10 protein-coding genes and 1 pseudogene are annotated in these 12548 nt (G+C 36.5%); 6 read left to right on the forward strand and 5 right to left on the reverse strand.

Annotated features, from left to right (window positions below; translation table 11 throughout):
- Positions 1–13 precede the first annotated feature (13 nt).
- The 4 genes from ACQ33O_RS05090 to ACQ33O_RS05105 are packed head-to-tail and all read left to right on the forward strand — an operon-like array spanning position 14 to position 5700.
- Positions 14–943 (forward strand): ABC transporter ATP-binding protein, encoded by a 930-nt coding sequence (locus ACQ33O_RS05090; RefSeq protein ID WP_430994484.1) that lies wholly within the window; start codon positions 14–16, stop codon positions 941–943.
- Entirely contained in the window at positions 921–1814 is an 894-nt protein-coding gene (locus tag ACQ33O_RS05095; protein WP_430994485.1) for an ABC transporter permease, read from the forward strand. The genes ACQ33O_RS05090 and ACQ33O_RS05095 overlap by 23 nt, the downstream gene beginning before the upstream one ends.
- A gap of 10 nt (positions 1815–1824) precedes the next feature.
- The gene (locus tag ACQ33O_RS05100; RefSeq protein ID WP_430994486.1) at positions 1825–2529 is read left to right on the forward strand and encodes a LolA family protein; all 705 of its coding nucleotides are present in this window, start codon (positions 1825–1827) and stop codon (positions 2527–2529) included.
- Between the two features lie 48 nt (positions 2530–2577).
- Complete coding sequence (locus ACQ33O_RS05105; protein WP_430994487.1) at positions 2578–5700, forward strand: metallophosphoesterase; 3123 nt, start codon at positions 2578–2580, stop codon at positions 5698–5700.
- Positions 5701–5803: 103 nt separating this feature from the next.
- On the opposite strand, the gene pdxA is transcribed toward ACQ33O_RS05105, so the two are convergent.
- The gene (gene pdxA, locus ACQ33O_RS05110; protein ID WP_430994488.1) at positions 5804–6898 is read right to left on the reverse strand and encodes a 4-hydroxythreonine-4-phosphate dehydrogenase PdxA; all 1095 of its coding nucleotides are present in this window, start codon (positions 6896–6898) and stop codon (positions 5804–5806) included.
- 279 nt (positions 6899–7177) lie between these two features.
- Here pdxA and rsmA point away from each other — a divergent pair, with 279 nt between their 5' ends.
- Positions 7178–7930, forward strand: coding sequence for a 16S rRNA (adenine(1518)-N(6)/adenine(1519)-N(6))-dimethyltransferase RsmA (gene rsmA / locus ACQ33O_RS05115; RefSeq protein WP_430994489.1), 753 nt, complete (start codon positions 7178–7180; stop codon positions 7928–7930).
- Positions 7931–7949: 19 nt separating this feature from the next.
- On the opposite strand, the gene ACQ33O_RS05120 is transcribed toward rsmA, so the two are convergent.
- Complete coding sequence (locus ACQ33O_RS05120; protein ID WP_430994490.1) at positions 7950–9470, reverse strand: lipopolysaccharide biosynthesis protein; 1521 nt, start codon at positions 9468–9470, stop codon at positions 7950–7952.
- 110 nt (positions 9471–9580) lie between these two features.
- Here ACQ33O_RS05120 and ACQ33O_RS05125 point away from each other — a divergent pair, with 110 nt between their 5' ends.
- The gene (locus ACQ33O_RS05125; protein ID WP_430994491.1) at positions 9581–10222 is read left to right on the forward strand and encodes a hypothetical protein; all 642 of its coding nucleotides are present in this window, start codon (positions 9581–9583) and stop codon (positions 10220–10222) included.
- A gap of 49 nt (positions 10223–10271) precedes the next feature.
- Here the strand turns inward: ACQ33O_RS05125 and ACQ33O_RS05130 are convergent, their stop codons facing one another.
- From ACQ33O_RS05130 to arfB, 3 genes and pseudogenes are all read right to left on the reverse strand, one after another.
- A complete protein-coding gene (locus tag ACQ33O_RS05130; RefSeq protein ID WP_430994492.1) occupies positions 10272–11357 on the reverse strand; it encodes a cytochrome-c peroxidase in 1086 nt (361 codons plus the stop codon).
- Entirely contained in the window at positions 11354–12148 is a 795-nt protein-coding gene (locus ACQ33O_RS05135) for an MbnP family protein (protein WP_430994493.1), read from the reverse strand. The genes ACQ33O_RS05130 and ACQ33O_RS05135 overlap by 4 nt, the downstream gene beginning before the upstream one ends.
- A 4-nt stretch (positions 12149–12152) precedes the next feature.
- A pseudogene (arfB, locus tag ACQ33O_RS05140) lies at positions 12153–12530 on the reverse strand (alternative ribosome rescue aminoacyl-tRNA hydrolase ArfB); the annotation flags it as partial.
- Positions 12531–12548: the final 18 nt, after the last annotated feature.

Genomic DNA, 12548 nt, shown 5'->3' on the forward strand with positions numbered 1-12548 from the left:
GATATTCTTTCTCATGTCGCTGATTATTGATGTAAAAAATCTTACTAAAAAATTTAATGATCTTACTGCGGTCGATAATTTATCGTTTTCCGTTAATCAAGGAGATGTTTATGGCTTTTTAGGGCAAAATGGTGCAGGTAAAAGTACCAGCATCAGAATGTTGCTTACCCTTATCAAGCCAACTTCAGGGGAGATCAATATTTTTGGTAACAATCTTACAACGCATCGTTCACAAATTTTAAGGCAGGTTGGTGCAGTTATTGAAAAGCCGGATCTCTACAAATACCTTTCTGCTTACGATAACCTGAAAATTTTTGCCAAAATGAGTGGTATTAAAGTCAGTAGAACTTTGTTGATGGACCAATTGGAGATGGTTGGTTTGGCAGACAGAGCAAACAGCAAAGCAAAAACATATAGTCAGGGTATGAAGCAACGTTTGGGTATTGCGGTTGCTTTGGTACACGATCCTCAACTTATCATTTTAGATGAACCAACTAACGGTTTAGATCCTCAAGGAATTGCTGATATCAGGAATTTAATTTTAAGATTGAGCAGAGAAATGGGAAAGACTGTTGTAGTATCATCTCATTTATTAAGTGAAATTGAATTGATCGCTAACAGGATGATCATCATCGACAAAGGAAAGAAAATTGTAGAAGGCAATGTTGCTGAATTATTAGATCCTGCTCATTCTCTGATACAAATAGAAACAACCAACAATGCGGCTGCAAAAGAAAAGCTACAACAAACACAATGGTCAGTTTTTCTTCAATCTAATAATGCGTTACAATTAAAGATGCATAAAGACAAAGTTCCTGCACTTACGTTTGATCTGGTACAAATGGGCATTGAAGTACTATCGATCAACTCAAGCCATTCTTTAGAAAATTATTTTTTATCACTCACAACCAGATCCAATCATGTGGAAGCTTTTACAAATTGAGTTATTTAAAATAAGTAAGCGTCCACGTACCTACATTGCGTTTGTAGCCATATCGGCCATCGCATTTATTTTTCAGTTTGCATTTAAGGTAGATGGGCAGAGTTATATGGATCTGATTCTACAAAGTGTAAGTGATAGTTTCGAACTGGATAAGGTAAAAGCTATCAATGGTTATTTCATGTGTTACATCATATTGAACACCTTGTTGGTTCAGGTGCCAATATTGGTTGCATTGATTGCTGCTGATTCCATTAGTGGTGAAGCGAATATGGGTACGCTTCGTTTACTTATCAGTAAACCAATCAGCCGAACACAATTGATATTGGTGAAATTTGCCGCAGCAACCATTTTCACTATTTTGTTGTTACTGTGGATGGCCATCAGTGCATTGTTCCTGAGCCTTTTAATTTTTGGTGCGGATGATATGCTCATCTTTCGGGTAAAAGGAGAAGATTCTTTGATCTTACAAATAACCAAAGACGATATCATGTGGCGATACTTTGCTGCTTTTGCATATGCAACTGTTGCATTAACGGTAATAGCGGCGCTGTCTTTGTTCTTATCCATCTTTGCAGAAAATTCCATCGGCCCTATCATTGCTACTGTTTGTATTGTAATTGTATGTACTATTATTTCAAATATTAATGTACCTGTAATTGATAGAAATGTAAAACCATATTTGTTTACATCTTACCTCGTTGGCTGGAAAGGCTTTTTCTACATTGGTTCAACTGAAGAAGGGGAGCCGATCAAAGGAAGTCTGGAAAATTGGCCGGCTATTCGAAACAGTCTGCTGATTCTTGTGGGACATATTATAGCATTTGTATCGCTATCCATTATTGTATTCAGAAAAAAAGATATTTTATCGTAAATCATTGGAGATGAAAAAAATATTAATGCCTCTTTTCGCTTTATGCACAGTAATGCTCATATCAAGTTTTGTGCAGTCACAAGATGCGGAATCATTGCTGCAAAAAGTAAAAGCTAAAATAGATAAAGTAAATAATTATCAGGCCTCCGGAAAAATGAAGACTAATGTTGCATTTCTAAAAGTACCTGTGGCCAATGTTACCATCTATTTTAAAAAGCCGGATAAACTTAAAATAAAGAATGAAAAAGGTTTATCATTTGTGCCAAAAGGAGCTGTTAATATTAACCTCAATAGTATTTTAAGCAGTAACAAATACTCAGTGATAGATGCAGGTACAGATAAGATTGGAGGTAAAGCTGTAAGGGTAATAAAACTTTTGCCGGAAGATGACAATGCTGATGTTGTATTATCTACTTTATATATTGATGAAACCAATCTGGTTATTAAGAAAGCAAAAACAACCACAAGAGAAAATGGTAGTTATGAGTTGGAAATGACCTATGGAAAATATACCGAATACGGTTTGCCTGATAAGGTTGTGTTCTCTTTCAATACAAAGGATTATAAACTGCCAAAGGGAGTAACTTTTGATTTTGATGATGGTACATCTGCCAAAAAACCTGTTGATGCCTCCAAAAAGAAAAAGGGGAAAGCTGAAATAACTTTTAGCTCATATACCATCAACAAAGGCATTGACGACAATGTGTTCAAATAACACATTAGTCGATTATTTGTTATATTTACGCAGCCAACTGCGATAAATATGAAAAAGAAATACTCGATTGCTACAATCATTCTATTAATTTTTTGTCAATGTCTGTTAGCGAATGACATATTGATTCCTTTCGGACAAGCAAGTTCATCTGCTCCTGAATGGAAATATAAAGGTGGTGGCTCTAATTATGATGCTGTAAGTTGGAAAGACCTTCTTTATACTGCCTCCGATTGGCTAACAGGAAAATCTGCATTAGGTTTTGGTACAAATCCTCCGGCAAGAAATACAAATATTCCTGAGGATGCATCTGCCGGCGGTGGTGGTATTGCCGGTGCAAGATATACAACCATGTATTTCAGAAAGATCATTAATATAGCATCAATAAATGCTTACGCAAGTTTTCAGATCAACACAAAATTTGACGATGGTATTGTTATATGGATCAACGGCGTAGAGGCATTCAGAAATAATATTGCAGCCAATCCTTCTTATGCAACTTTTGCTACGGCTGCAATGACAAATAATGGCGCTGATATATATAGCACAACAATCGCTTCGTCATTTTTTAATAGCGGAGACAATATTATAGCTGTAGAGATACATCAAAATCAGGCAGGAAGTAGTGATCTGTTTTTTGATATGGAACTGGTTGGAGTAACCAGTAATATCTTTTTAAATTTCGGTGGTACAAGTGCATCTGCACCCGATTGGAAATACAAAGGTGGTGGTTCTAATTACGATGCGGTAAATTGGAAAGATATTGCTTATCCTGCTTCTGATTGGGTTACAGGAAAATCTGCACTTGGTTTTGGTACCAATCCTCCGGTAAGAAATACCAATATTCCCGAAGATGCTTCTGCGGGAGGAGGTGGTGTAACGGGAGCAAGATATCCAACCATGTATTTCAGAAAAATCGTTAATATTCCTGCGCCCAATAACTATGTAAGTTTTCAGATCAATACAAAATTCGATGACGGTATTGTTATCTGGATCAATGGTGTAGAAGCATTCAGAAATAATATTGCGGCTAATCCAACGTATGCAACTTTTGCAACAGGTGCTATCACCAATAATGGAGCAGATGTTTATACCGGCTCCGTTGCACCATCATTTTTTGTGCCCGGTGATAACATCATTGCGGTTGAAGTGCATCAAAATCAAGTAGGAAGTAGCGATCTGTTTTTTGATATGGAATTAATTGGTCTAACAAATGCAACGCTAACTCGTGGGCCGTATTTGCAGTCTGGCAGTAAAGACTCTATTACATTACGTTGGCGGACAGACGCAGCTACAAATTCAAAAGTTAAATGGGGAATTGTGTATGGTGTATATACCGACTCAATTGTTGATGCTGCACTAACGACTGAACATATTGTTCGTATCGGAAAACTATTGCCCGATACAAAATACTATTATACTATAGGTGCAACAGGACTTACATTGCAACAAGGGCTCGATAATATTTTTACTACAGCTCCACCAGACAATCCAACAAGAAAATTACGTTTTATGGCGTTGGGAGATTGCGGAACAAATACATCCAACCAATACAATGTAAAAAATTCATTTGTGAATTACATGGGGGGGAAAGATGTAGATGCTATGTTGTTACTAGGCGATAATGCATATTCATCTGGTACAGATGATCAGTATCAAAGCGGCTTTTTTAATGTTTACAAAGATGATCTGCTTAAATACAATAAGCTTTACCCATCACCCGGAAATCATGACTATGGTGACAATTCAGCAAATACCGGTAGTAGAAGCCTGCCATATCACACTATATTTTCATTTCCAACAAATGGAGAGTGCGGTGGCGTTGCATCAGGAGTAACCAATTATTATTCTTATGATATTGGTAATGTACATTTCGTTTCACTTGACTCTTATGGAAAAGACGATGCCAATACTACAAAACTGTATGATACTGCAGGTGCTCAAGTTGCCTGGTTAAAAAACGATCTAGCGGCTAATACAAAAAGATGGACAGTTGTTTATTTTCATCATCCACCCTATACTAAAACAAGTCATAATTCTGATTCGGAGCAGGACCTTGCTGCTATTCGTGAAAGGTTTGTACAAATATTGGAAAGATATGGGGTTGATCTTGTTTTATGTGGTCATGCACATGGTTTTGAAAGAAGCTATTTGTTAAAAGGATATTACAGAACATTCGCCAATCAGATCCAGGACGCAGATTTTAATGCAACCTTACACACTTCTACAGGAAATCTGCAAACAGCTAACTATAGCGGAGCAAATAATTCCTGTGCATATACTTATAAGTCGGGTAAATATGCACATGGTAGTGTCTATGTTGTATCAGGCTCTGCAGGAAAGTTAGATGTAGCACAGGCTTCGGGCTATCCCCATGATTGTATGTCTTATTCAAATATAAATAATGGAGGATGTTTTTATTTTGAAGTGGATAGCAACAGATTAGATGCAAAATTTATCTCTTATGATAATGGAAGCCCGACAGTGCCTGTTGTGAGAGATTCTTTCACTATGTTTAAGGATGTGAATAATGTGCAACAATATGTTGTGCTGAAAGATTCGGTTTTATCTCTCACAGCTTCATGGAAGGGTAGTTACAATTGGATCAATAACGGCAATGCAGCATCGAAAACAATAACCCCTTCTACAACTGCAGGAGGTAATTTTGTTTATGTTGTAAGAGATAATTATAGCTGTATCAAAGATTCTTTTTATGTAACAGTAGTAAGTCCGGATGTAAAACTTTGTGCCCCGTCATCGAATGCTGTTCTTTTGCCAGATATTAATGGCACTGTATATCAATGGCAGGTTGATGCAGGAGCTGGGTTTGTAAACATTAGTAATAATTCCAACTACTCCGGAGCAAATAATAAATTGTTGCAACTTACCAATGTACCATCATCTTATACAGGGAATAAATATCGCTGTGTGGTGGATGGAAACAATAGTCAGGTGTATGAAGTGAGGTTTGTAAATACATGGATCGGCGGAATGAGTAATGCCTGGGAAAACCCGGCTAACTGGAGTTGTGGCGTTTTGCCCGATGAAAATACAGATGTAGTGATCAATAATGGAATTTGTGTATTGAGCTCAAATGCTTCTATAAGAAGTATAAGAGTGAATCCTACTTCATCATTTTCAATAAGTTCAAATTTTAAGCTAACTACAAAATAATTGTGTAGGCTTGCAACCTTTTTTTCTAAAAGTCTATCTAAAATAAATTGAGCAAAAAATAAGAGGTTGGCTTTGGATGTAAAATTCCAATGGCTGACCTTTTTTATTCAGGGCCTTCGGTTATTGCTTCATCCACAGCATTAGCGATCATTCGTTTGCTTATTTTACGAAGGGGGTTTGCTCGTTGTTCTGCAAACTCTTTTCTTGCATTGATGATATCTACACAAGTATAAATTGCCTGACGGAAAGATGCTTCATCGGCTTTATTCTTTCCTGCAATATCAAATGCTACACCATGATCCGGAGAAGTACGAACGCCACTGATACCAGCAGTAAAATTTACGCCCTCGCCAATGGCCAATGATTTAAACGGAATTAAGCCCTGATCATGATACATAGCTAATACTGCATCAAATCTTTCATGATAACCTCTTGCAAAAAAGGCATCGGAGCTATAGGGTCCAAAACAGAAAATATCTTTTTGTTTGGCTTCTTTAATAGCAGGCTTAATGATCTCTGCTTCTTCTTTACCAATTAAACTTTCATCACCGGCATGTGGGTTCAAACCTAATACGGCAATCTTAGGTTTGTCAATATTGAAATCTTTTTTAAGAGAATTATTCAACAACGTAAGCTTACTTAATATGCTTTCTTTTGTTATGAAAGATGCTGCGTCTTTAACTGCAACATGCTCGGTTAGTAATGCAACCCTCATGTTTTCCGCTACCATGAACATTACTACATCATTCGCATTAAATAATTTTTTTAAGTACGGCGTATGGCCTGTAAAATCAAAGCTGGCAGATTGCGTATTTTTTTTATGTATAGGAGCTGTAACCAATCCGTCGATCTTACCTTCTTTCAAAGCTTGTCCTGCTGCAACCAGACTCATAACTGCATACTTGCCGCCAATATCATTTAATTCGCCGGGAGTAATGGCTACTTCATCTTCCCAGCAGTTAAATAAATTGATCTGTTTGTGATTGATTCTGGTAGCATCTTTAGTACTGGTAAAATTAAAATTCACATCAGGAATACCCTTACGGTAAAAATTAAGCACTTTGTTATTTGCAAAGATCACGGGAGTACATAATTCAAGTAAGCGGCTGTCAGCCACCGTTTTGATGATGAGTTCAAGGCCGATGCCGTTAACATCTCCGCAGGTAATACCAATTACAGGCTTATTATCGTGGTGCATAGTGTGTGAATATGGGTTGTAAAAGTACAACATTTGTGGCAGGGTTGCCAACCCTTACTTAAATCATTGGGGTATTAGTTGAAATATAGCATAATGTAGAATTACTAATATCGAGTTTACAGTAGTACAAAAGTTTAATCAGGGAACGAACCCGAAAAGCGGAGGTAATGCTTTTCGGGCGGCTTTTTTGGTTACTTTTTTTCTGCAAAAAAAGTAACATAGAAGATCTTTAACTCAAAATGACACACTAATATAAATTCAGTAATTTCACCGCTCCTTATGTACACACTCAAAAAATCACTGGGCCAGCATTTTTTAAAAGATGAGCATATTATCCAAAAGATATTAGATGCTTTGAAGCAGGATGGCTTTGCTAATTTGCTTGAGGTTGGCCCCGGTGGTGGTGCTTTAACCAAACATCTGATTCAACTACCGGGCATAAATTTTAAAGCCGTTGAGTTGGATGATGAGAAAGTGGCATTTTTGAAAAAAACGTATCCTGTTCTGCAAGACAAGATCATTGCTCAAAGTTTTTTGGATATTGATGTGCCCTTTGACGAACCTTTTACAGTAATAGGTAATTTCCCTTATAATATATCTACCCAAATATTATTTAAGGTGTTGGATTGGAAAGATCAGGTGCCTGTTGTGATCGGAATGTTTCAAAAAGAAGTAGCAGAAAGAGCTGCATCAAAAGAAGGCAGTAAAGTATATGGAGTGTTAAGTGTATTGATACAGGCTTTTTACGAAGTAGAATATCTATTTGACGTAAGTAACGAAGCCTTTAATCCCCCGCCGAAAGTGCAGAGTGGAGTCATTCGTTTAAAAAGAAAAACAACAACGTTACCTGTAAAATCAGATAGGGCATTTACAGTACTGGTAAAAACTGCGTTTCAGCAACGCCGTAAGACACTGCGTAATGCCGTTAAAAGTTTATTTACTGCAGAAGTTTTGCAAGATGAAATTTTTACCAAACGAGCCGAAGCTCTGAGTGTGGAAGATTTTGCAGCCCTTACTTTTAAAATGGGGTAAGGTGTGAACTCTATTGTTGCTACGTGGTAATTGCCTTTTTGAAAAATTTGCCTACTATAGGTAGCTGTACAAATTCCTTTCTTTCTACAAGCGAAATAAACCAAACATAGATCAACAAGAGGAATGATGCAGCAATAAGATTGAAAGCAAGGCTACTCCAAACTGCGGTAAGGCCTTTGTGAATGAAAAATAAGAGAACAACAATCACCAGATAAGCCAGTAATTTTTTCCAGGCATAGGGAATGCGATAATTTTTTTGTCCCCATACAAAAGAAATAATCATCATGCTGCCATAACAGAAAAAAGTAGCCCATGCACAAGCCATATAGCTATACCGGGAAATAAAAATATAATTAATAGCAATGGTTATACTTGCGCCTATCAATGTGATCCATGCGCCTGCCATGGTTTTGTGTGATAATTTGTACCAGATGGATAAATTATAATAGATACCAAGAAACATATTGGCCAAAAGCAATATCGGTACTACGGCAAGCCCTTCCCAGTATTTGGGGCCGATGAAATGTTTCCAAATTGGCATAAAAAGACTTACTACCAAAAACATAACGGTTATCACTAACACAAAAAACTTCATCACTCTGGCATAAGTGCGTTGAGGGTTTTGTCCTTCTGCCTGTTTAAAAAAGAAAGGTTCGGCTCCCATTCTGAATGCCTGAATAAAAAGCGTTATCAGAATAGATAATTTATAGCATGCATTGTAAATACCAACCTGATGCTCTCTTGCAAATGTATCACCGGGCAACCACCAAACCAGCATCAGTCTGTCGAAAGTTTCGTTGATCATACCACCCATACCGGCTACAACTAACGGCAAAGAGTACAACATCATTTGCTTCCATAATTTCACATTGAATTGGAGACGTATCTTTTTTATTTCTGAAGAAAGCAGGAGTAATGTGAATGCCGACTGTATAAGATTTGCCAAAACTACATATACAATGGGGTTGGTGGTCGTGTTATAGAAAATCGATACCCAACTTGAAGGGTTATTTTGTATTTGAGTTGAACAATAACTGATAAAAAACCAGGTAAAGAAAATGTTCAATAAGATGCTGGTAATTCGTATAAATGCAAACTTTCTTGGCCGTCCATCGGCACGAAGCCTAGCAAATGGAATGGTGCTTAATGCATCCAATGCGATAATAAGAATACTCAATTGCAATAACGACGGGAAATCAGTCAGACCGGTTATCTTTCCCAGAAAAGGTTGGCAGAACCACAGAATAACAGAAAAAAATATTGTTGAGAAGATCAGTGACAATGCTGTCGTGCTATAAATACTTTCTTTGTTTTCTTCTTTGGATGCAAATCTGAAATAAGCCGTTTCAAAACCATAGGTAAAAATGATGTTTAGAATAGGGATCAAGGAATAAATGATGCCCATCTTGCCAAAATCGTCTGTTTTTATAGCAGCGTTATATGTTAAATAGGGTGTAAGCAGATAATTGATAAACCGGGCGGCGATAGAACTGGCTCCATACCATATAGTTTGACCGGCTAATTTTTTTATACTGCTCAAGTATTTCGTAATTTTAAACTCAAATTTAAAGGCATTTTTGTTTATTTACTATTATTTGTAGGTGCCTGCAACTCTTTAACCCTATTATCAGTCTTATAAAAAAATTAATTATGAAAAAATCTATTATTATTTGCTTGCTTTTTTTAGGAGCATACAGCATTACAAACGCACAATCTACTACTGCACAGGTTGAATATAACAAAGTGAGTCAGGCCGGAATTGTCAATGAATTACCATTTGACCCTGGTATAACCGAAGATGCGATCGTTAATAAAATGAAATCTTTAGGCTATAGCGGAAAAAGCAGTAAAGGTTTTATTGTTTTTAAAGCAGTAAAGCTGGCAGAATTAGGTGCAGATACTTATGATATGTACTACAAGATCGAAAGAAAAAGCAAAAAAGAAAAAGACAAATCAACCGTATCGTTGTTATTGACAAAAGGCTATGAGAATTTTGCAAATGAAACATCTGATCCGGCCTTGTTTGCCAATGCTAAAACATTTTTAAACGGCTTGACAGAAGTGGTTGCAGCAGCCGATCTTGAAAGACAAATTGAAGAACAGGAAGCAGTCGCCAAAAAAGCACAAAAAAAATATAATAACTCAGTAGATGATGGTGCAGATCTTGAAAAAAAGAAGCGTCAAATAGAACAGGATATTGCTGATAATATTAAAGATCAGGCGAACAAAAAAGCAGAAGCTGCTACTCAGCAACAAATATTAGAAACATTAAAGGCAAAACGTAAAAATTAAGATTTTCGGATTTTATTTTTAAAGGTGTAGTTCAACAACTACACCTTTTTTAATGCTTGTCAATAAATACAGGTGAATTATTGATCGGGGAAGAAAATCTGGCGTCGTGTGTCATTGCTGAATCGGTGAGTGTATGCAAAAATGCGATCAGATCAACTCTATTGCTTGGAGTAACGATTATTTTTTTTGCTTTCAATACAGGATCAATATTTTTTAAATTGACAATATCTAATGTATTGTAGTGCTCTATTATTTTACTGAAATTGATAAAGCGGCCATCATGCATATAAGGTTGTGACAATGCAATGTTGCGTAAGCTGGGTGTTTTGAATTTTAAGGAATCTTCCGGCTTGTTGGTTATTTTCATCTGACCATAATCTTTTAAAGAGTTATTGATTGGTAACCCTATATTGTGAAAAGCATTATCGGTGAACAACGGTTCTTTATGACATGTGTTACAGTTTGATTTAAAAAATTCGTAACCCGCCTGTTCGCTTGCAGAGAAATTTGCCTCGCCGTTTTTTACTTTATCGTATTTACTGTTGTACGATTGAATGCTGCCGGTGAATTGTGCAAGCGCTTTCAATACTCTTTGTGTATTAATAATCGTATCGCCGAATGTTTTTGAAAAAAGATCAACATACACTTTATCTCTTCTCAGTTTATACAAAACATTTTCAAGCGTTTCACCCATTTCGTTTTCAGCTGTAATAGGGGCGATGGGTTGCACTTCAATATGATTGATGCCACCATCCCAATGCAACTCCCTCATCCAGGCTAAATTGAAAAGTACAGGTGCATTACGGGTTGTAAGCGAATTGTTGATGCCATGACTAAGATTATGATCGAAAGAAGAGAACCCGGCAAATTGCTGATGGCAGGTAGCACAAGCAGTGCTTCCATCACGGCTTAAGATGCCATCATAAAATAATTTTCTACCTAATTGAAAACCTTCTTCAGTAACAGGGTTATTTTCAAAAATATCAAACGTAGGTTTTGGCCATCCTTTCGGAATGTATAAACCTATGGTGTGTTGTTTTTGTAAAGATGAAACCTTACTGCTTTTGCATGCATCTATGATCAACACAAAAAACATCGATGCACAAAAAACTAATATTGTAATTCGTTTTATCAAAAGGAATATATAGAATGAATTATTTTAGTGCAACTAAATATCTGACTAAAGTTGTCGGCAATTTTTTTTGCTTCAATTCCTTCTGAAGTACAAATGGGTATTTCACTTATTTTAAATGACTTTCCGTTTTCCCAAAATTTACGCAGATCTGCTTCAAAAATTAATTCCGTATTTGTATTTTCCGTTACTTCAAGTGAGGATAAATTAAATGTTACTCGGCGTAGTGTATTATTAAGCCCCTGAAACCCGCCGATATGATATTCGAATTTATTATCGGCCATCTTGCTTTGTGGAGAGGTGCCTTCTACTTTGAACATAATGTAGCCGCTATTCCATGTCCAGAACATACCATTTAAAGGATCCAATGCACCCGTTTGTGCACCGGAAATATTTTTAATGCTATCTACACCAATTAAAAAAGAAACAGACTTGTAAGTGCCGGATTTTAATGCAAATGAAAAACGATTCGATTTAGGAACAGTATTTTCTTCTGCCACCGAAATTAAATGGTAGCTATCTTTTTCTGAAATCACTTTGCCTTTTGTAGTAGTGAATGTGAGATTGCTGATGTAATATTTTAGTTTGGTAATAGTGTACTGTTCTTCATATACAACATCATCTTCTTTGTATTGATTAATGTATTGCTCAGATCCTAATATAATTGGTTTGTCCCGAACCACATTTGTAAAGAAGATTTCTATATTATGCGGTGCTTCGTTTGCACTTGTGCTTGGCAACTTATGGCAGGATGCAAAAACTATAACCATAAAGAGTAAGCTAAGTAACCTCATATTGTTATAGTTTAATTTTCTTACGGTTTTGTTTGATCTCTCCTTTTTTCTTTTTGCTATCCAGTGTTTTTTCTTTTACGGCTTTGGGCACTTTGGTTGCTTTTCTTTTTTTAGGAATGATAAGGGCTTTAGTAACCAGTTCATTCATTTTTTTAATAACCTGTGCTTTATTCCCCAATTGGCTTCTTTCTGTCTGACTTTTGATCAATAAACAGCCATCCGCATTAATTCTGTTGGATAATTTCTCCTGTAAACGCAGTTTTTGTTCATCAGTAACTAATGAAGACGCATTAATATCCCAATAACCCTCCACCATGGTCTCCACCTTATTTACATTCTGACCACCCTTTCCACCACTTCTGGCAGTTTTAAATCTTATTTCTAACGAGATATCCATAAC

This window comes from Ferruginibacter sp. SUN002 (genome assembly GCF_050611725.1).
In the GTDB taxonomy this organism is placed as follows: domain Bacteria; phylum Bacteroidota; class Bacteroidia; order Chitinophagales; family Chitinophagaceae; genus Ferruginibacter.